The organism is Sorangium sp. So ce119, from assembly GCF_051524405.1.
GTDB lineage: Bacteria > Myxococcota_A > Polyangia > Polyangiales > Polyangiaceae > Sorangium > Sorangium cellulosum_G.
Genome location: NZ_CP150310.1, coordinates 5473758 through 5492202, shown reverse-complemented (window position 1 = coordinate 5492202; position 18445 = coordinate 5473758). Strand labels below are relative to the sequence as shown.

Sequence of the window (18445 nt, the reverse complement as noted above, 5' to 3'; positions counted from 1 at the left end):
GGTAGATTGAAGCGTCGACCCGCGGTTGTCGCGCGGCGAGAGGCGATCTCCGCGACGCGGGGTCAGCGCGGGCGGCGGTCGTGGAAGAGGAGCATCTCGATCGTGCCGGCCTCGCGGAGCCAGGGCTGGTCGTGCGGGCCTGGAAGAACGCGGAGAGTGCGAGGAATCGAGCGCTTCGCGAGCTGCGCGGCGAGGGCGGCGTTCGCGTCGTGGAACGGGTCGCCCTGGCTGGTGAGCAGGTGGAGGTCGCGCGCACCGGCCGCGGCGACGGCCCTGGCGAGCCGGTCGGCGTAGGCGGGGGCGCGGTGGGCGCTGATGGCGGACTGCACGCCGCCCCAGGCGCCGAAGAGCTCGGGCCGGCGGAGGAACACCTCGATCCCGACGAAGCCGCCGAGCGAGCAGCCGTCGAGCGAGGTGCGGGCCGCGTCCTGGAACACGGGCGCCTCGGCGCGGGCGCGCGGCAGGACCACCTCCGCGAGCCAGCGCGCGTAGCCGTCGAGCGCCGCGGAGGGGCTCGGCGCCTTGTGGACGTTGGGCATGAACGGGCACGCGACCGCGAGGCCGCGGAACGGCTGCGCGGCGAGCGCGGCGTTCACCTCGGCGAGCCGCGCGTCGGTCCAGTCCTTCCGGCGCGCGGTGCGGCCGAGCGGCGGGCGGCGGAGCCGCTCGTAGGCGGACCCGAGGCCGTAGCGCTCGAGCCACGCGAAGGCGCCGAGGCGCTCGTCGCCGGTCTCGCCGAGGCCGTGGAGGAGCACGAGCAGCGGCACGCGCTCGCCCGGGGCGAGGTGCTTCGGGACGAGCAGCGTGAACCGCCGGCCGAGGGCGCGGTCGCCGGGGACCTGGAGGTCGCGCACCTCGAAGGGGGGCGGGGCAGGGGCGGGAGAGGGCGGCGGGGGGCCGGCGGGGTCGGCGAGGGCGGCGCGCGGGGCCAGGGCGGCGGCGCAGAGGGCGAGGAAGGGGCGCCGGGGGAGGAGCATGCGGGGGAGTGTCGCAAGCTCCGCGGCGCCCGGCCAGCGATCGCGGGCCGGGCCGCGGCGCGCGGCGGCGTCGGCGGCACCCGTGGCCGCGGCGCGCGGCGGCGTCGGCGGCACCCGTGGCCGCGGCGCGCTGTCGCGATCTCCGGCTCCTCACCGATGACCGAGATCCCGAGAGGCGGATAGCGCAACGCACGTCCCCAACATCGGAGCACCGGAGTCGAGCCGTGCGCCAGCCGCGCGCTTGACTCGGCTTTGTAGGGTCGTACGCTCCCTGGTAGGCGTCGCGCCGCTGCGCTCTGTTCGGGGGTGCGCCGCGGCGGCGCGCGGATGAAGCCTTGTCGCGCTCGAGAGAGCCGATCGGGAAAAAGCGCCTTTCGCGGGATTCCGACATGCGGTATCGGCGACCGGCGCGCGCGTTCGGCGGAGCTCACGCCGGTCCGGGTGAGCCTGGCAATTCAGGGGGCGGTCATGTGGAGAATCCAGATCGGCGCCGTCGCGCTCGCGGTGATCGCGGCGTCTGCCTGCGCGCACTCGAAGGGCGGCGGGCGCGCGGGCGACGTCGTGTACCTCGACCAGGGATGGGGCGCCGAGGAGCGCCAGATCTTCTACCGCGCTTCCCAGGGGACCAGGCTCCTGCCGCTCCGGTGGTTCCTCGCCCTGGAGCGGGAGGACAGCGCGGAGCGGTTCGCCGCGAGCGATCCCATGGCGCGCTATCGATTCATCGAGGATCCGGGCTCGAAGGACAACCCGGAGCGCCTCCCCGTGGGGTTCGCCAGGGACGTCGACGCCGCGACCGGCGAGGAGTACGTCGGGTTCACGTGCGGGACGTGTCATACCCGCCAGATCTCCTATCGTGGAACGAAGATCCGGATCGACGGCGGGCCGGCGACGATCGATGTCGTCGCCTTCACGGACGCCGTCTTCAACGCGCTCGACCGCACCCTGAAGACGCCCGACAAGCTGGATCGCTTCGCCAGGGCGGTCCTCGAGGAACAGGTGGATGAGGCCTCCGTGCGCGTCCTGCGAGGGCAGATGGAGAAGGCGCTGGAGGTGGTCCGGCTGCAATCGGTCAGCGCGGGCGCGGGCGGGCCCCACGCCACGGTCGCGGGCTTCGGCCGGCTGGACGCGCTCGGGCGCGCCGGCAACCTGCTGTTCGGGCAGCTCGACCCCAGGAACGTCCGCGCGACGAACGCGCCGGCCGACTATCCGCACCTCTGGGATGCGACGACGTACGACTGGGTGCAATGGAACGGATCCATCATGCAGCCCATGGCGCGCAACATCGCGGAGGCGCTGGGCGTCGGCACGCACACGCAGCTCATCCCGGACGCGCAGGGGACGAGGATGGAAGTCCGGTCGAGCATCCGTGTGGACAACCTGCACCTCATCGAGCAGCAGGTCGAGAAGCTCCGCGCCCCGCGCTGGCCGGAGCACCTGTTCGGCCGCGTCGACCAGGAGCAGGCGGCCCGCGGCAGGCGGCTCTTCCGGAGGCACTGCGCGAGCTGCCATGATCCCGGGCTGACGCGCCCGAACGAGCACGGAAAGCGCTTCCGGAGAGCGACGATGTCCCCGCTCGACCTGATCGGCACCGATCCGGCGCACGCCGTCAGCTTCAACGAGCGCACGGCGGATCTGGGGGCGCTCGGGCTCGGCACGCTGGGGATGGCGCAGGCGCTCGAGATCGGCACGTGGGCGATCCGCGAGACGAAGTACGAGGCGTACGGCCTGTCCCCGGAGCAGCGGCGCGCGTGGGACGGATACCGCCCGAACCGGTGGCGCGCGCCGCTCGCGTACAGGGCGCGCGAGCTGAACGGGATCTGGGCGACGGCGCCGTACCTCCACAACGGCTCTGTCCCGAACCTCTACGAGCTCCTCCTCCCGGCGGAGCGGCGCTCGAAACGGTTCTATCTCGGGAGCACGGAGTTCGACCCGAAGCGCGTCGGCCCGCGGGTGGAGCCGTTCCAGGGCGGGTTCGAGTTCGTGACGGACAGGCCCGGCAACTCGAACGCCGGGCACGAGTACCGCGACGGGCCGCGCGGAAAGGGCGTGATCGGGCCGGCGCTGACCGATGCGGAGCGGTGGGAGCTCATCGAGTACCTGAAGACGCTGTGACGAGCGCGCTGTGGACACCTCGCGGGGCGCGGGCGCCCGCGCGGGGCGCCCGGTCCGGACGCCCGGAGCCGCCGGGGCTGACAGGAAACGACCGAGGCGCGCTCGACGGGGTGGACGCGGCGCGCGCCCAGCGGGTACACCGGGGCGCCCATGGACACGACGAACGAGGCGACGGACGAGACGCAGGACGAGGCGGGGGAGGCGCGGTCGATCCGTCCCGAGGACCAGGATCCGAAGCTGTGGAGGGGCAGCGGGTGGACGGCGCGGGTCATCAAGAACGAGGACGATGACGGGTGGGCCGTCGAGATGACGTGCGACGGCCAGAGCGAGCCGTCGCTCGTGGGGCCGTGGACGATGGGGCGCGACAAGAAGAACCCGAAGCCCCTCGACGCGAGCGCCTTCGCCACGCTCGTGAAGACGGCGAACGAGGTGCTGGCGCGGCACGTCCAGCAGCGCCGGGCGCTGCTCCACCGGAGCGTGACCACGACGGCCGAGGGCGGCGCGCGGGTGCGGGTGGACCTCGACGTGGTGCCCGACGAGGACGACCCCCACGCCATCCTCACCGTGCACGACGCGGCGGGGGAGGTCGTGGCGCGGTCGAGGGTGCCCGCGGACTTCAAGCTCACCACCGAGAGCGCGCGCAGGTGGGTCCAGGAGAACGCTCCCGAGCCGTGATCGGCGCTGCCGGCGGACGCGCTCGGCGGCGTCGCGAGCCAGCGGACCGGTGGAGGCGCTCGTTCCCGTGCCAGAGGAGCGCCGGTAGGGCGAACTCCCGGGACTCCAGGCGAGCGTCAGCGCGGAAAACCTCGGCGTGTTCCTCCTGCTCTGGCCACCGCTGCGCTATCCTCGAGGCGTCATGGTGCAGGTTACACTGGACGAAGCGCTGGCCCGCCTCGACGAGCTGATGGGCGCCGCGCGCGGCGGGGAGGCGGTCGTGATCGTGCATGGCGGGGCGGCGGTGCAGCTCGTTCCAGTGCCTGCACCCGCCGAGACACGCCGGAAGCCGCGGAAGGCTGGCGGCGCCGCTGGGCAGATCTGGATGGCTCCGGATTTCGACGCGCCGCTCGATGATTTCGCGGAGTATGAGCGGTGAGGCTGCTGGTCGACACGCATGCTTTCCTCTGGTTCCTCGCGAATGACCCTCAGCTCAGCGCCGAGGCGAAAAGGTCCCTGGAGGAGCCCGAGAATCATCTGGTGATGAGCGTTGCGAGCCCGTGGGAAATCGCCATCAAGGTGAGCCTGGGCAAGCTGACGGTCCCCGGCGATGTCGAGGCGTTCATCGGGCGGCATATGATGATGAACGACATCGCCTTGCTCGATATCACGCTACGGCACGTCGCGCGCGTGAGCGTGTTGCCGTTCCATCACCGCGATCCATTCGACCGAATCATGGTCGCGCAGGCGCTCGTCGAGGACATCCCGATCGTGAGCCAAGACGTCGCCTTCGATGCTTACGGCGTCGAGCGTATCGGCTGAGCCGTATGCGTTCGCTGAGCCCGTCTGGACGCCCGTGAACGCACGCCGAGCTCGCGGACACACGCCCCTGAGCCCGGCCAGCGGGTGCCCCCGCCGCTCAGCACGGCCAGCTCGGCGCCCAGAACGGGGGGTCGCTCGCCGGAAACGACAGCTCCGAAGCCTCGTCGACGGGCTCGCGCGGCGCATCCGACGTCTCGCGGGGCCATAGCGCGCCGCCGCGGTCGACCGGTGTCTCCGGCACCCGCTGCGCGCGCGCCTCGCTCGCCTCGTTCTCGGGCCAGGCCGCCGCCCTGCCAGGCGCTCCCGGCTGCCGCGTCACCGCCGCCACGTCGCTCGTTTCCATGCGTTCTCCTCCGGCGTCCTCGTGCCCTCCACGGCAACTGGAGCCGGCGAGGGGAGCCGCAAGGGGATCCCGCGCTGGATCGCGGCGTGTCGCGCGCTTCTTCTCGCTTCCTCGCTTCCTCGCTTCCTCGCTTCCTCGCTCAGAGCGCCTGTTGCGCCCCCACGAACCGCTCGGTCACCGCCTTGCGCAGCAGCTTCGGCGGCAAGATCCCCTGGGCGAGCACGAAATCGTGAAACCGCTGCGCGTCGAAGCGCGGGCCCATCCGGGACTCGGCCTCTGCCCGGATCTCCATCAGCCGGGTGAAGCCGTAGAAGTACGAGGTCGCCTGTCCCGGCGCGCGGAACGTGTAGCGCTCCACCTCGGACTGCGCGAGCGGCGTCGACAGCACAACCTCCTTCTCCAGGAAGGCGCGCGCCGCCGCCGGCGTGATCTTGCCGGCCTGGAGCTCCGGATCCAGGAAGGCGCGCGCGGCCCGCAACAGGCGGTATTGCAGCGACACGAGCTGCCCCTCGGGCGGCATGAACGGGAGCACGATGGCCTCCGCGTAGAGGCCCCACCCCTCCACGTTGGCGCTGTTCATCGCGAAGATGGCCCGGGCGATCGACACGCCGCGCTCGACGATCGACGCGAACTGGAGCTCGTGCCCGGGGCGCGCCTCGTGGGCGGTGAGCGTCCACGACGCCGCCGCGTGGGTGAAGTCGTCGACCTTCCGCAGCTCCTCCGGCGATCCAGGGGGCCCCGGGAGGCTGAGCGGCAGCACGAACTCCCCCGCTTCCCCCTGGTTGTCGAGCAGCCGCGGCGGCCGCATGTGCGGCGCGGGCACCTCGGCGCTCTCGGCGGCGGTGCCGAGCCGGATGCGCGCGGGCCGCTCGGGCAGCGTGACGAGGCGCTCCTTCCTGATGATCTGCTCGATCTGGGCGAGCCGCTCCTTGTAATGCGGCAAGATCGCCTCGCCCACGAGCTGCTCCTTCTTCAATGCGCGGATCACCTCGCGGTAGTCCGCGCTCGGCAGCTTGCGCGCCCTGGCGATCGGCACGGAGAGCTTCTGCATCTGCGCCTTCAGGTCATCGAAGGCGGCGTGAGCCAGCGGCACGAGCTCGGCGGGCGGGAGATCGACGCCATACCGCTCCAGCGCGTGCGCGTAGAGCGGCGGCGGCAACGCGAAGTCGGTCCGCGCCCTGGGGAGCACCTCCGCGCGCAGCGTCGCGTCGTACGCCTCGAGCTGGCGATTCAGCGCCGCGAGCGGCTCTTCATGGCCGCTGATAGCGTATTTCCGGAACAGCTCACCGATGCCCTCGCGCACGCGCGCGTTCGTGGCGAGGTGCCGCTCGATCTCCATCTTCGAGGGGGCGACCAGCCCGGGCTTGCCGAGCTCCTGGAGGAGCCTCGCTCTGGCCCGCTCGGCGATCGGCGCATGGCCGCTCTCCATACCGGCGTACTTCCGGAGCCGCGTGAGGGCCGCTGCGCGCCGCGACGGCGGCACCCGGTCGTCGAGCAGGACCGAGATGCCCTCGAACACGAGCCCCGTGACGTGCACGTAGGTGACCCGGTACTTCTCCTCCAGCTCGGAGCCGCGGACGGCCCGGTCCGCGTCGTCCAGCATGATCTGCAGATCTTCGGCGACGGCCGGGTCCTTCTCGGACTCTCGCCGCTTCTGGAGCTCCACGATCGCCTCGCGGTAGGCGGCGCGCTCCCGCGCGTCGATCCCCGGCGAGAGATCGGTGATCTCCTGATCCGCGCGCTCGATCCCCAGCGATCCTGCGTGCTCCGGCGAGAACCTGGCGACGACGTCGAGCAGGACCTGCGCGTGCTCGTTGCTGCGCTCCACCCAGGCAGGGAGCCGCGGGGCCGCCGCGGGCGAGCCGGGCGCAGCAGGCGCGGCGCTCGCGGCCGCCGGGGTCGCCGGCGCGGGCAGGGGAGCCGGCGCGGCCGCGGGGGGCGGCGCGTCGCGGGCACAGGCGGCCACGAGCAGGGGAACGAGGGAGAGCTTGCGGAGCGCGCGCAGTGCCATGGGCCACGTCTTGCACAGGCGCCGCCGCGAGCCAACCGCTGCCCGGTCGACGTGGAGCGCGCGATGCCGTCGCCTCGCGCGCCCACGCAGGCTCAGCGGCGGCGTCGCCAGCGAAGGAGCCCGAGCGCGAGCAGGCCCGCGATGCCGGCCATGGTGGGGCTCTCGGCGGCGCCGACACGGCATCCGCAACCGGACGAATCGGAGGAGGGATCGGAAGCGTCCGTCCCGGCGCTCCCGCCATCGCCGGCGGGCGCGGCGCCGCCGTCGCCGGCGCTGCCGCCGGCGGACGCGGCGCTGCCCTCGCCGGAGCCGCTGCTGCTGCTCACGCTGCTCGGTGCAGCGCCGCCGCCTGCGCCGCCGCCTGCGCCGCCGGACCCCGCGCCTCCGCCCTCACGCGGGACGATCGTGACCGTCGCGCAGTGGTGGTAGAAGCAGCCGCCTGGGTCGTTGAGCGCGTGGTTCGACATGAACTCACTGACCTGCAGCGTGCAGTTGTCGCAGGTCAGATCGTCGGGGAGCTTGATCTCGACAGATTGCTCGCCCGTGAACGCCTCGGTGTGGACCAGCAGGCCGTCTGCCACGAGGGGGAGCTTCGGGGCGGTCTCGATCACGGTGGAGCCGCACGGCGTGGAGCCGGGGGTCACCTCCGGATCCGGGGGGAGGGACTCGGGATCGGGCGCGATCGAGACACGGTAGTGGCCCGGGTGAAATATGGGCTCCGTGAGCCTCAGGGTGATCGTCTGACCCTGGACATAGGTGGTCACGGCGCCTGTCGCCTCCGCCGGCATCCCGGGATCCGCCTGGCCGCAGGGCGCGCTCTTCTGCGGGTTGCCGAGGCGGTCCTGCTCCGTGGCGCAAGCCGGCTCGAGCAGGGAAAAGTGGGCATGCGCCACGGCCGGGGCGATGGCAGAGACCGCCGCCGCGGCCAGCGCCGCCGCGGGCGCGCGCCACAACGCCTTGGTTCTCGTTCGTGATGTTCGCATCGTATTTTTCTATCTCGGGAGGTGGTCTCGGGTCCGCGCCCGTGTGGACTCGCTGGTTCGTGTCCCAGGACGGCGCGGCGCCTACTCTCCACCACCGCCTGCCCGCCGCCAAGCCCGAACGGGCGCGCGGGGACGACACCCACACTCGAACTTGCCGCGGGGACGACACCCACACTCGAACTTGCCGTGGCGACGACACGCGATCTCGCCGCAGGCGAGCATCCGACTCCGGGGCTGTCACGCGCGGTCGCGATGAACCGCGCGGCGCGCGCCGGCGTCCCGCCGAGGCGCCGCGGGCGGGCCTCACCCGCGGTCGAAGAACGTCACCTGGCCGGTCTCGAGCGCGTATTCTGCGCCGACGATCGCCATGCTCTCCTCGGCGCAGAGCCGCTCCAGCAGGCGGCTGCCGTGCCGGAGGTGAGCGCACGAGTTGCGCACGTTGGCGCGCATCGCCTCGCGCATCAGGAAGTCCCTCGGCGCGTCGCGGCCGGCGACGCTCAGCACCGTCTCCACGGGGGATCGGCAGCGCTCGACGATATCGCGGATGTTGTCGGTGAGCAGGCCGCCGTCCTCCTCCTGGAGCAGCTCGCGCACCGTGGCGTCGATGGCGCCGCAGCGCGAGTGGCCCATCACCACCGCGAGGCGGGTCCCGAAGGCGGCGGCGGCGAACTCCACGCTGCCGATCAGCGAGGGCGCGACCACGTTGCCCGCCACCCGGATGACGAACAGCTCGCCGAGCCCCTGATCGAAGATGAGCTCCGCCGGCGCCCGGGAGTCCGAGCAGCAGAGGATGATGGCGAAGGGCCGCTGCCCGTCCACGAGCGCGGCCCGCGCCCGCTTTCCCAGGACGACCTCCTCGCTGCGGATGTCGTCCACGAAGCGCCGGTTGCCCTCGATCAGCCGCTGCAGCGCCTGTTCGGCGGACATGACGGGCAGGGAGGGTGGATTGTTGCTGATTCCCATGGTTCGCGGCCACCCTGGTGGAGCCCACAGCGCGCGTCAACGGGCAGGATGTCTGTCTTGGACGGCCCTCGTTCGGGCCTTCCGTTCTCGGCCCACCGCCCCGGCTGCCCGCGCGCTGCCGTGGCGACCCGGGTTGGACGATGCCGGGTTCCGGCGAAGGACGGGCCGCACGGCTGCCCCGCGCGGCCGGCCTCGCTCGCTACGTGCGCTTCACGCGCCCCTCCGCCGCCGCCTCGCCAGCGCCGCGACGGCCGCCACCGCGCCGAGCCCCGCGAGCGCCCCGCGCGGCGCGCCGCCCCCGGGGACCGCGCACCCGCACGCGTCGTCGGCCGGCTCGTCCGACAGCTCCTTCGCCGGATCGACCACCACGCTCACCTGGTCGGTCGCCTCCAGCACCCCGTCGCTGACCTTCACCTCGAACGCGAAGGTCGTCGCCGCCGCCACCTCGGGCGCCACGAAGGTCGCGCGCGGGCCGTCGCCGGTCAGCTCGACCGCCGGCCCCGCCGTCTGCGTCCAGGTGAACGTCAGCGCGTCCTCCTCGGGATCCGAGCTCCCCGACGCGTCGAGCGTCACCAGCTCGCCGACAGCGACCGTCTGGTCCGCGCCGGCGTCCGCCGCCGGCCCTCCCTGGCACGACGCCGTGTCGGGGACGATCGTCGCGAACGGCTTGCTGGTCACGCCCGCGAACCCGATGTCGTCCAGCTCCCAGCCGGTGTCGCCCGCGGCCTCGTCCGTGCCCACCCGGAACCGTACCCGCACCGTCTTGCCGGCGAACGCCGTCCCCAGGTCGACCGCCACCCGGTCGAGGTCGGGCCACGAGGGGCTCTCGCCGACATACCCCCTCCGCCGGCCCAGCGGATTGCCCGATTCATGGGTGATCCTCCCGCTGTAGCCCGGGTCCGCGTGCCTCCCGAGGTCCTCCCACGTCTCGCCGCCGTCGGCGCTGATCTCGATCACCGCGCCGTCCCAGAACAGCCCGTCGCTCGCCTCGAACTGGTGGCGGTGCGCGAAGGTCAGCACGAAGCGCTCGGTCTCGCTCACCTTCAGGGCGGGCGACACAAGCGTCGCGTCGGACAGGCTCCCGAGGTCGACCCCGCGCCACACGCGGTTCGACGCGGCGCCCTCGGCGCGCGACCAGACGAGCTCGCTGGAGAGACCCTCGACGGTCCACGTCGTGCTCTGCGTCTCCACGGCGTCGATCGCCGACGACGCCGGGACCTCGTCGTAGTTCACGCGCCGCACCAGCGCCTCCACCCGCGTCGGCGTGCACGCCTCGGCGCTCTTCAGCGTCAGGCTGAGCTTCAGGTCCTCGGACGGCGCGACGGTCCGGTCGAGCTTCACCGCCACCTTCGCCGTCCCGGTCGCGAACGGCGCGACGTCGCCGAACGACACGCGCCCGCCGTCCGGGAACGTCACCCCGCCGCCCGGCCCCTCGACCGTGGCCACCGCCCCGGTCAGCGGCGCCGTGCCCCGGTTGACGATCTCGATCGTGACGGTGCCGGACTCCTCCGCGTCGAGCAGCCCGTCGCGGTCGCAGGAGCCGGCGCTGTCGTCGAGCTCCGCGCGGACCAGCGAGATCTCCGGCTGCACCTTGAAGCTCTCGACCACGCCGGAGAGGTCGTACGCGTCGGCGCGCGGCGACGCGGCGCACGTGCCGGCGCCCCGCCGCGCGAACGCCTCGGCCAGCGCGAGGAAGTCGCCGTGATCGCTGGCGAGCGCCGCGGCCAGGATCGCGTCGCGCTGCTCGGTGAACGTCGGGTTCGCCGGGGCGAGCTTCATGCCCGCCACGACGTAGTCGCTCATCCGCCGCCGGGTCTGCTCGAACGCGCGCGGCGGGGTCAGGTCGCCGCCGTGCCGGATCAGCGCGACGTACGCCTCGAACAGCATGCTCGCCCAGACCTCGCCGGCGTTGTGCACCTCGGAGTTCTCGGGCGCCGTGACGCTGAGCGGGTGGTCGGGGAGGCGCGCGTCATCGGCGATGTGCCTGAACGTCAGCCCGTTCCTCGAGAAATCGACGGAGTAGGGCGCGCGGCGGATGCCGAAGTAGATGTCGCCCATCGCCGCGCTCCCGTAGCCCGAGATCGGGTAGACGCCGTCGAGGTCGTCGCCGTCGCGGATCATCATGTGCAGCGCGATGAAGTCGCCCCACCCCTCGCTCTGCGCGCCGCACATCTGCGTGCCGCACGGGACCAGGCGGAGGTGGATGTAGTGGCCCCACTCGTGCGCCACGATGGTGTTGTCGATCGTGCCGTCGCGCTCCACGCTGGCCTCGCGGGTCATCGTGACCGTGAGCGGCTCGCCCCCGCCGGCGAGCGCGGCCCTGAGCGCGCGGCCGTCCTCCAGCGAGATGCTCTGGGCCGGCGTCGTCACGTCCGGCGCCTCGCCGGCCAGCCGCGGGGCCCCGTCGCTGTCGCGGTTGTTGGCGATGAGCACGCCGACGGCGCCGGCCGCCTGCGCGTTCTGCGCCTTCTCGGCGAAGGTGCACCCGCCCCGGTCGACCAGGGCGATCTTGCCGGCCACGTCGCTCGTGACCGGCCCGCACGCGTCGCCCCGGGGCGCGGTGTCGTCCTCGCCGAGGGCGAGCTCGCCGGTCACCTCGTACTGCTGGGGCCCGAACATGGCCGTGTTCGAGGCGTAGCTGGCGTTCTGCGGCGTGACGCTCAGCGACCGCTGGTCCGGCCCCGACCACAGGTACATCTGCATGCGCGGCGGCGCGCCGTCGTACGTCGCGTCCATGTTCGCGTTGTCGCGGCTGCCGCCGGGCGCGTCGTCCTGCGCCTCCGCGAGGAGCGGGTCGCCGTCGAGACCGCCCCGGCCGAGGTTGTCGCGCTGCGCGTTGCCGGCGGCCTCGTTGAAGCCGGAGTCGTAGTACCAGTCGTGGAGCCAGTTCGTGACGTAGAAGACCTGGGTGACCGCCGCCATGATCTGCTCGGGATCGGCGAGCGGCTCGGCCGACGGGTCGTAGACGTGGTCGAACGCGCGCGGCCCCGTGAGCGTCGCGCGCGTGTCGCCGCTGGAGAACCCGTCGGGCGCGCTGTGGTCCGCGTAGGCGTCGACGTTGTTGCCGCGGGTCGAGGTCGCGTCGTCCGGCAGCCACGGGTCGGCGCCGCCGCCCGGGCTCGTGTTGAAGCCCTCGATCGAGATGAGGCTCGGCGCGATGAACCGCGGGCTGAAGCCGTTCGGCTGCCCGGTCGGGTGCGGCGAGAAATCCGCGAGCGGCCCGTCGAGCGGGACGTGCTTGCCCCCCTCCTCGGCCCAGACCCGGTAATCGAACGCGGCGGCGTGGGAGAGGTTCTCCCGGTAGAGATACCGCCCGTCGTCGGCCCCGAACACCCACGCATACGCCTCGGAGCTCGTGCTCGTGGCGTCCCCGGAGATGAGCTCGACGAAGTGGCCGGGCACGAGCCGGTCGGGCAGCGGAAAGAGGACCTTCTTGACGCGCGCCGGCTGGGTGAAGCGCAGGCTCCCGAGGCGCGAGCGCGCGTGCCCGGTGTCCGCGAGTTCGAACGTCCGATACCCGCCCTTCGTCCCGGGCAGCTCGCGGAGGTCGACCGTCTTGATGTCGACGCCGTGCGCGTCGCGCACCGCGCGGACGACCGCCTGGGCCGGCGCGCGCGAGAACGCGCGGCTGCGCTTCGAGCCGGCCCGCAGCGAGCCGGCGCCTGGCGGCAGCGCGACGGCGGACGCGTGCAGGTTGCCCGCGAGGGCGACCAGCGCGAGGTCGCGCTTCATGAGCACCTTGAGCTCGCTGCGGAAGACGGGGACCCCGTCGACGTCCTGGCCGAGCGTCACGACGATGCCGCCGCGCCCGGTGTCGTGCACGTGCCGCACCACGGCGGTGTCGAGCGCGGCCTGCGGCAGGTTGTAGAGGCGCGCGTACCGCTGCACGTACCAGCGGGCGGCGGCCTCGGCCGAGCTGTGCGTCGCGGCGGGCGGGCGGTGCTCCGGCGAGGTCGCCCATACGAAGGTGGGCACGCCGCGCTGCGGATCGGTCGAGGCGACGACGGCGCCCGGCACATCGTCCTGCGCGACGCGGGCCACGCCGGCGGGCAGCGCCGCCGGTTCCTTGTAATAGGCGTCGTGGTTCGGGCGCTCCCGCGCGTGGGCGAGTGGGCCGGCGAGCAGCGCGAACGAAAGCGCGGTGTACCGAACTGAAACCTTCATGTTCCTCGATTCTCCGACTCCGAGGGAACGACGCCTGGCCGGACGCGCGCGAGACAGAGATGGCCGCGCGCAGCGTCCCCGGGGCGCCTCGCGCCCACCCGTCGAATCCGCGACGCCAGGCACCCTAGCCACAGCGTGCGTGCAAGGGAAGCTCGGCGTCTCGCGCTCTGACACGCCCCGTAAGGCGCCTCTCATGCGGTCTCGTCGGCCCTGCGCCACGATGCAAATGGGGCGGAAGCGAGCTCATGATGGAAATCGCAAGGAGGCCTTGTGGCGCGCCTCATGAATCCATGAATGTCATGTTGAGCCCGTCGCCTTCACGTGATCGCGCGGGGCGGACCGGCCCGGCGCGCGATGGCGGTCGCGTCGCCGCGAGCTGGTGGCGGGGGCGGCTGTCGCATGCGGGCTCGTCCGGGGGTCGGTCTGGCATCGTGCGGTGCGTCGCGGCGCGCGCTTTGTGGGGTCGCGAGCCAGCTCACCGGCTGGGCAGCGGGTATGACGAAGCGCTGACACGCGGAGCGAGTTCCGGGAACTATCCTTACAAAACCGAACGTGATCCACACCTTGCACCTCGAGACCAAGCTCGTCTCCGAAGAGCTCTGCGCTCTTTTGCGTCAGGTTGATCCCGCGGTCTTCGCCTTCCGCGACGAGCCCGAGGTTCGCGCCCGGGTCGATCGGGTGGCGTCCCGGCTCCGGGAGCTCGTCGTCGCGGCCGAGCGCGACGACGCGGCTGGCGCGCTCGAGCGGCTCCGCGAGCGTCTTCGCGCGCTGCTCGCCGCGGTGGAGCGAGCGACCCCGACCAGGACGCCCTCGCCCAAGGCGGCGTGGATCGCGTTTCAGCGGGAAGTGCAGCCCGCCTACGAGTCGCTGCTGCTGACGCTGCGCGGCGTCGTCGTCGCGCCGCCGAGCGTCAGGCCGACGAACCACGCGCGCAGCCTGTGGCATGTTGCCTCGGGGCTCTCGGTGCTCGGGCTGATCCAGCTCTTGCCCGAGCGTGGCTGGCTCGTCGCGGTGAGCGGCGCGTTCGCGGCGGCGGCGTGGTCGATGGAGATCGCCCGTCGGGTGAGCGAGCGGGTGAACGATCGACTGATGGGGTTCTTCCGGCTCGTGGCTCACCCGCACGAGCGTTACCGGGTGAACTCGTCGACGTGGTATGTGACCGCGCTCCTGCTGCTGGCGCTGTTCGGCAACCGGCTGAGCCAGTCGCTCGGGGTGGTGGTGCTCGCCGTGGCCGACCCGGCGGCGGCCCTCATCGGCCGTCGGTTTGGCCGGACGCGGCTGCTCGACAATCGCTCGCTGGAGGGGACGCTCGCGTTCTTCGCCGCGGGCGTGCTGAGCTCCTTGCTGGTGATGTGGGCGCTCGGCCCGGCGTCGCTCTCCTCGCGCCTCCTCCTGGCCGCCGTCGCCGGCCTTGCCGGGGCGGCCACCGAGCTGTTCTCGTCGCGGATGGATGACAACTTCACCATCCCGGTCGCCGTGGCGGCCGCCGTGACCATCGCCGGCGCGGGCTGAGTTCGAGTCGCCTGGCCCGGAAGCGAGCTCAGCCTTATCATCGCCCGCAGCATGCTGCGGTGTGCTGCCGGGAGTCCTCTGAGCTCTCGCGCCGCGTCGAGCTAACGATCCGGTACCGAGATGAGTCCGGCCGCGATCAGGATCGCGCGCTCGGCGAGCCGGCTCGGATGGTTTAGCTGCAACAGACGCACTGTCGCCCGAGCCACCGGCGTCAGACCAGCGATGGAGCTCCCAGCAATCTGGAAGTGATCGCGCCAGCGCTGGCGGCGCGGATGGAAAACGGCTGCGAGCTCCCCGGTCTCCGGATCGAACGAGGCGAGATCGCTCCCCTTGTACTTGTTGCAGAGCGCACACGAAAGCGCCAGATTGGCCTCCGTCGTCTCGCCGCCGTGCTTCTGCGCCACGATGTGATCGATCTCGTGCGCCGTGAACGCCAGCGACTCGGGGTACAGGCAGTACTCGCACGCGCCTCCGGCTCGCTCATGAACGAGCCGTCGCAGCGCCGTCGGGATATGCCTCATCGCTGCTGTAGCTTCAGCGCCGCTTTGGCTTTCGCGAGCCGTACCAGGTGCTCGACGGCCTGATAGCGCTGCCACTCCTCCTCTTCCACGGACGAGAGTCCCACGGCCCGGTTCTTTTCGAGCAGCTCGCTCGTCCGTGCCTGGAGTTGAGGCGTCGGGCGGAGCGCCAGGACCTCCTCCGGGGTGGGCAGGCCGGCGAGGAACTCCAGGATGTCCGAAGCGCCCGAGAACGAGGTCACGGACGAGGCATCCAGCTCGCGGAGGCCCAGCTCCAGGATGTTGGGCAGACGGTCAGAGAGCGGCCGCAGCCGGTCCGCGAGCTCGTCTGGAAGGTCGAGGGTGATGGCGGCCATGTGGGCGTACTCTACAGGAGAAGACAGATCTAGCACGTGACGTGCGCACCGGCATGAGGACGCGCGGGCCGTCCACGTCGTGAGGTGCTGCCCGGCCTCTCGCCCGTCCGTAGCTGGGGCGCTGGGGCCTTCGGAGCTGTCAGCGCTCAGCTCGGCGGCACTCACCACGCGGCTGGTGCTGGCGGTCGCCGGCCTGGCCGGGGCGGCCAGCGCGCTGTTCTCGTCGCACCATCGCCGGCGCGGGCTGACCTCAGGGGATCTCGCCGCCGATCTCGATCGCGAGGCGATCGAGATACTGTCTCATGAACTCCGCCCGTCGCGCGCCCTCGCGGCGCCCAGCGGCCGTCTTGAGGCTCTCGGCGGTCTTGAACAGCTTCACATGGAAGTGATCGATCGCGTTCTCGCGATCGTTCCACGGCCTTCGCTCGGCGAACGGGTCCTGCGGGTCGTAGAACCGCACGCCCATCAGGCCGCCCACGGCGAAGCAGCGCGCGATCCCGATCGCCCCCAGGCCATCGAGGCGATCTGCGTCCTGAACCACCCTGGCCTCGAGCGTCCTCGGCTCGATTCCGGCGCTGTAGCTGTGGGCCTCGATGGCGTGGGCGATATCCGCGAGAAGCCCCTCGGGATATTCGATGCTCCGGAGGAAGACCAGCGCCTCCTCCGCGGAGAGCCGCGAGGCCTGGGAGCGCCTGGGATCGTTCTTGGGGACGTTCACGAGATCGTGCAGCCACGCCGCGGGGACGACGACGTCGAGCCTGGCCCCCTCGTCCGCCGCGAGGGCCTTGGCCGTGGCGACCACCCGCGTGAAGTGCGCCAGATCGTGGGCGGGGTCGTCGCCGAGGTCGGTCGCCTCGAGCTTCTTCACGAAGAGCGGTTCCCAGTGCTTCATCCCCGCCTCTTACTCCGCGGACACGGACACGCGCAACGTGGACAGGACGGGTGAACGCATTCCAGTAGGGAGAACAACCCCTCTCGGCCGAACCCGGAGGTGACGATGTACGCCTGCGGGATCCTGCTCCCCAGAACCAACGCTCTCGTCTTCTTTCCCAGCACGTCGATCTCGTCGTTGAAACGGCGGTGATGCGGGCTTCACCTGGACAGCCCACGTCGTTTCCCTCAGCGTCCATCGCGCGCGCACGACGCGGCATCAGGACGGCATCTTGCTCCGCTGGTGGAGGATGAGCTGCGTCCGGTTCATCAGCTTGATGCCCGCCCCCTCGAGCTCCTCCAGGACGGCGACGCGGAGGTTGTGCATGCTCCCGTCCTCTTCCACCGCGCGGTACCAGGCGGTGAGCGTCAGGTCGAGCGACCCGTCCTCCATGTCGGTCAAGAACACCGTCGGGGAAGGCTCCTGCGCCACCCCGCCGGCCCGCTTGCCCGCGCGCACCAGGGCCTCGATCGCCGGCCCGAGCTCGCGCAGCCGGCCCTCCACGGTGACCGTCACGGCGCCGCGCAACAGCCCTCGATCCGAGTAGTTCACGATCGGGCCGTTGGTCACCGAGGCGTTCGGGATCACGATCTTCTCGTTGTCCGTCGACACCAGCGTGGTGTTGAAGAGCCCGATGTCCTCGACGACGCCCGTGTGGTTCCCGATGGCGATCTTGTCGCCGAGCTGGAAGTGCTTGAAGAAGAGGATGAGCACGCCGCTCGCGAAGTTGCTCAGGCTCCCTTGCAGCGCCAGCCCGACCGCCAGCCCGGCCGAGGCGACCACGGCCACGAGGCTCGTCGTGTGGATGCCCACCGTCTCCATCGACGCGATGAACGTCGCCGCGAGCACGACGTAGCGGAGCATCGACGCCAGGAAACGCACCAGCGCCTGGTCCAGGTGGGTCCTGGCCAGCGCCTTGACGGCGAGCCGGTACGCCCACTTGCTCCCGAGCCAGCCTGCGATGAGGAGGGCGACCGCGGTGGCGATCGCCTTGAGCGTGGCAAACGAAGGTACCAGTTCCTGCAGGTCCATGGGCGACGGCCGCGCGGGCGCCGCCCGGGCCTCCCGGGCGTAGAGGATCTGCTCCCCGGCCTCAAGGCCCGTCGATGGGCCAGCCCGCGCGATGCGCCGCGGAGGGGCGCAGCGGTCCGGCCATCGCTCGCCGGATCTCCGGCGAGCGAGCTAGGCCGTCGGGTGCGCCCCGGCGTTCCCGTCGCGCAGGGGAGGCGCCGCCGCGAGCTGCTGGATGTGCACGTGCTGGCCCGGGACAGGCAACCCCATCTTGCCGAGCTCCTCGCGGATGACCCTGGTGGTGGCGAAGAAGACAGCCCCGTAGTGATCGTTATGGCAGAACGGCCGGACGGCCAGCACGGGCCCGGCGAGGTTGAACTCCAGGATGTCGACGGTGGGCGCCGGCTCCGCCACCACGTTGGGGATGAGCGCAAGGCGCGCCCTGAGCCGCGTGATCGCCGCCTCGTGATCCGCGCCGTGCGCGAGCTGCGCGGTGCAATCGACGCGGCGGAACGGGTTCGTGCTGAAGTTCTGGATGGTGTCGCTGAAGATCTTGCTGTTGCCGACGATGGTGCGGACGTTGTCGGGCGTGTTGAGGGCGGTCGCGAAGAGGCCGATCGAGTGGACCGCGCCCGTCACGCCCCCGGCCGTCACGGCGTCTCCCACCTTGAAGGGGCGCAGGAGGATCATGAAGATGCCGGCCGCGAGGTTCGACAGGAGGCCCGACCACGCCATGCCGATGGCGATGCCGACCGCGGCGAGGAGGCTCGCGAAGGTGGTCGTCTCCACGCCGAACACGCTGAGCACCGCGATGACGAGCAGGATGTTCAGCAGCACGGACGTCGCCGACTCCAGGTAGTGAGCGAGCGTCACGTCGAGCTTCTTCAGCGGCGCGCTCCGCTGAAGGAGCGACAGGACTCCCCGGATGATCACGCGGCCGATGACCCAGACCAGGATCGCGCCCACGATCTTCCCGCCGACGTTGATCCCGAGCGCTACCGCCATATCAACGTACCGCTGAACTCTATCGTCCATCTCGAGCCTCCTGGCGGCGTCCTCGCCGCTCGCGGGGGGCCCAGTGCAAGGTG

The 18445-nt window shown here is 71.9% G+C and carries 16 protein-coding genes; 5 read left to right on the top strand and 11 right to left on the bottom strand.

Annotated elements, in window-relative coordinates; translation table 11 throughout:
- Nucleotides 1–62 precede the first annotated feature (62 nt).
- The gene (locus WME76_RS20570) at nucleotides 63–977 is read right to left on the bottom strand and encodes a hypothetical protein (protein ID WP_437961774.1); all 915 of its coding nucleotides are present in this window, start codon (nucleotides 975–977) and stop codon (nucleotides 63–65) included.
- 468 nt (nucleotides 978–1445) lie between these two features.
- On the opposite strand from WME76_RS20570, the gene WME76_RS20565 reads away from it, so the two are divergent.
- From WME76_RS20565 to WME76_RS20550, 4 genes are all read left to right on the top strand, one after another.
- Nucleotides 1446–3089 (top strand): di-heme-cytochrome C peroxidase, encoded by a 1644-nt coding sequence (locus WME76_RS20565; RefSeq protein WP_437961773.1) that lies wholly within the window; start codon nucleotides 1446–1448, stop codon nucleotides 3087–3089.
- A gap of 150 nt (nucleotides 3090–3239) precedes the next feature.
- The gene (locus WME76_RS20560; protein WP_437961772.1) at nucleotides 3240–3764 is read left to right on the top strand and encodes a hypothetical protein; all 525 of its coding nucleotides are present in this window, start codon (nucleotides 3240–3242) and stop codon (nucleotides 3762–3764) included.
- 136 nt (nucleotides 3765–3900) lie between these two features.
- Nucleotides 3901–4182, top strand: coding sequence for a type II toxin-antitoxin system Phd/YefM family antitoxin (locus WME76_RS20555; RefSeq protein WP_437961771.1), 282 nt, complete (start codon nucleotides 3901–3903; stop codon nucleotides 4180–4182).
- Nucleotides 4179–4565 (top strand): type II toxin-antitoxin system VapC family toxin, encoded by a 387-nt coding sequence (locus WME76_RS20550; protein WP_437961770.1) that lies wholly within the window; start codon nucleotides 4179–4181, stop codon nucleotides 4563–4565. Before WME76_RS20555 ends, WME76_RS20550 begins: the two co-directional genes overlap by 4 nt.
- Nucleotides 4566–4662: 97 nt before the next feature.
- Here the strand turns inward: WME76_RS20550 and WME76_RS20545 are convergent, their stop codons facing one another.
- The 5 genes from WME76_RS20545 to WME76_RS20525 all read right to left on the bottom strand — a co-directional run bounded on the left by WME76_RS20545 (nucleotide 4663) and on the right by WME76_RS20525 (nucleotide 13029).
- A complete protein-coding gene (locus WME76_RS20545; protein WP_437961769.1) occupies nucleotides 4663–4908 on the bottom strand; it encodes a hypothetical protein in 246 nt (81 codons plus the stop codon).
- A 139-nt stretch (nucleotides 4909–5047) separates the two neighbouring features.
- The gene (locus WME76_RS20540) at nucleotides 5048–6919 is read right to left on the bottom strand and encodes a DUF885 domain-containing protein (RefSeq protein ID WP_437961768.1); all 1872 of its coding nucleotides are present in this window, start codon (nucleotides 6917–6919) and stop codon (nucleotides 5048–5050) included.
- A 92-nt stretch (nucleotides 6920–7011) separates the two neighbouring features.
- Nucleotides 7012–7902, bottom strand: a complete 891-nt coding sequence (locus WME76_RS20535; RefSeq protein WP_437961767.1) for an SCE4755 family polysaccharide monooxygenase-like protein — start codon at nucleotides 7900–7902, stop codon at nucleotides 7012–7014.
- A 303-nt stretch (nucleotides 7903–8205) separates the two neighbouring features.
- Nucleotides 8206–8865, bottom strand: a complete 660-nt coding sequence (locus WME76_RS20530) for a carbonic anhydrase (RefSeq protein ID WP_437961766.1) — start codon at nucleotides 8863–8865, stop codon at nucleotides 8206–8208.
- A 210-nt stretch (nucleotides 8866–9075) separates the two neighbouring features.
- Nucleotides 9076–13029, bottom strand: a complete 3954-nt coding sequence (locus tag WME76_RS20525) for a M36 family metallopeptidase (protein ID WP_437961765.1) — start codon at nucleotides 13027–13029, stop codon at nucleotides 9076–9078.
- Nucleotides 13030–13581: 552 nt separating this feature from the next.
- Here WME76_RS20525 and WME76_RS20520 point away from each other — a divergent pair.
- Nucleotides 13582–14541, top strand: coding sequence for a diacylglycerol/polyprenol kinase family protein (locus tag WME76_RS20520; protein ID WP_437961764.1), 960 nt, complete (start codon nucleotides 13582–13584; stop codon nucleotides 14539–14541).
- Between the two features lie 101 nt (nucleotides 14542–14642).
- Here the strand turns inward: WME76_RS20520 and WME76_RS20515 are convergent, their stop codons facing one another.
- The 5 genes from WME76_RS20515 to WME76_RS20495 form a co-directional block, all read right to left on the bottom strand.
- Nucleotides 14643–15062: an HNH endonuclease gene (locus WME76_RS20515; RefSeq protein WP_437961763.1), complete on the bottom strand. Its 420-nt coding sequence runs from the start codon at nucleotides 15060–15062 to the stop codon at nucleotides 14643–14645.
- Nucleotides 15059–15415, bottom strand: coding sequence for a hypothetical protein (locus WME76_RS20510; protein WP_061620903.1), 357 nt, complete (start codon nucleotides 15413–15415; stop codon nucleotides 15059–15061). Before WME76_RS20510 ends, WME76_RS20515 begins: the two co-directional genes overlap by 4 nt.
- A 250-nt stretch (nucleotides 15416–15665) precedes the next feature.
- A complete protein-coding gene (locus tag WME76_RS20505) occupies nucleotides 15666–16307 on the bottom strand; it encodes an HD domain-containing protein (RefSeq protein WP_437961762.1) in 642 nt (213 codons plus the stop codon).
- Nucleotides 16308–16565: 258 nt separating this feature from the next.
- Entirely contained in the window at nucleotides 16566–17378 is an 813-nt protein-coding gene (locus WME76_RS20500) for a mechanosensitive ion channel family protein (protein WP_437961761.1), read from the bottom strand.
- A gap of 150 nt (nucleotides 17379–17528) precedes the next feature.
- Complete coding sequence (locus WME76_RS20495; protein WP_437961760.1) at nucleotides 17529–18392, bottom strand: mechanosensitive ion channel family protein; 864 nt, start codon at nucleotides 18390–18392, stop codon at nucleotides 17529–17531.
- Nucleotides 18393–18445 lie beyond the last annotated feature (53 nt).